Source organism: Frankia tisae (genome assembly GCF_025403405.1).
Lineage (GTDB): Bacteria > Actinomycetota > Actinomycetes > Frankiales > Frankiaceae > Frankia > Frankia tisai.
Genome location: NZ_JANEZT010000720.1, coordinates 1 through 1,045, shown reverse-complemented (window position 1 = coordinate 1,045; position 1,045 = coordinate 1). Strand labels below are relative to the sequence as shown.

Annotated in this window: 1 protein-coding gene; it reads right to left on the bottom strand. The window is 65.4% G+C overall.

The features are described 5' to 3' along the window. Window positions 1-65 precede the first annotated feature (65 nt). Window positions 66-902 (bottom strand): transposase family protein, encoded by an 837-nt coding sequence (locus NBZ85_RS31320; RefSeq protein WP_261560781.1) that lies wholly within the window; start codon window positions 900-902, stop codon window positions 66-68. Window positions 903-1,045 lie beyond the last annotated feature (143 nt).

Here is a 1,045-nt window from a genome sequence, read left to right as displayed (position 1 = left end):
TGAACCTTTCCCGGTAACCTTTCGTCACCTTTGGTAGCAACAACGCTGTGTGCATACGTTGATCTCTACGTGGTGCGCTGGTGCTCCATGTGGAGCAGCACGAGGCATGCTTTCACCACGGATCCGATCTTCCAGGGATCGATCGTGACGTTGCGCAGGACACCGAAAGTACCCTTGAGCAGCGCGTTCCCCCGTTCACCGACGGCGCGCAGCGCGTTGTGGATCCTGTTGTGCCCCTTCTGATCACCGGTCAGCTCGCCGCCCTTCGGCTTCTTGAACGGGATCGCGAGCGGACCCTCCTGGGTCGCGCACCCTTCGTAACCAAGATCGAACAGCACCTGGTGGCAGCCGTCGCCGGTCCACTCGTCCAACAGCGCAAGCGCGCCGCAGGCGCGCAACGCGGTGAGGTCGTGCTCCCGGCCGGGGCGCACGTCGGACACCCACAGCGGGAAACCGTCGTCCGGCGCGGTCACGACCTGGATGTTGCCCGCATGGTTGTGGGCCTTCTTCGCCCACCACAGGTCGACCCCCTTCGTCGGCCCGGGCATCGACAGCCGGTCGGTCTCCACGAGGGTGCCATCGACGATCACATGGTCGTAACCGGCGAACCGTGCGGCGATCAGAGCGTTACGCAGGCCAGGGGCCTGCCAGGCCAGCAGCCCACGGCCCTCGTGGATCGCCCGGTAGCACACGCTCCGGCTGATCCCGTGATCCTCACACAGCCTCCGGACCTTCGCGCCGTCGCAGAACCAGCGCAGCACGACCGTCGCCTGCCGCACGCAGCTGAGCGCCCGGGTCCCCTTCCGCGTACCGATCCGCTCACGTTCCGCGGCCAGAAGGCGGACCAGACCCCAGAACGTGTGATCGCTGACAGGAAGGTAGGACACATATGGGATGCTCATCGCGGACGCGGGACCTCTCGGAAGTTGCTCTGTGGAAGGACTACTTCCTACCGAGGCCCCGCGTTTCCCTGCCTACCCCCCTCCGCCCGTCACAGATAGTGATCGAACGCGGAGTGTGACGGCCCGTTGCAGGGAAAGGCTCA

Bases quoted from the DNA above. Each gene is read 5' to 3' on its own strand.
- NBZ85_RS31320 (WP_261560781.1), bottom strand. From the start codon at position 902: ATGAGCATCCCATATGTGTCCTACCTTCCTGTCAGCGATCACACGTTC.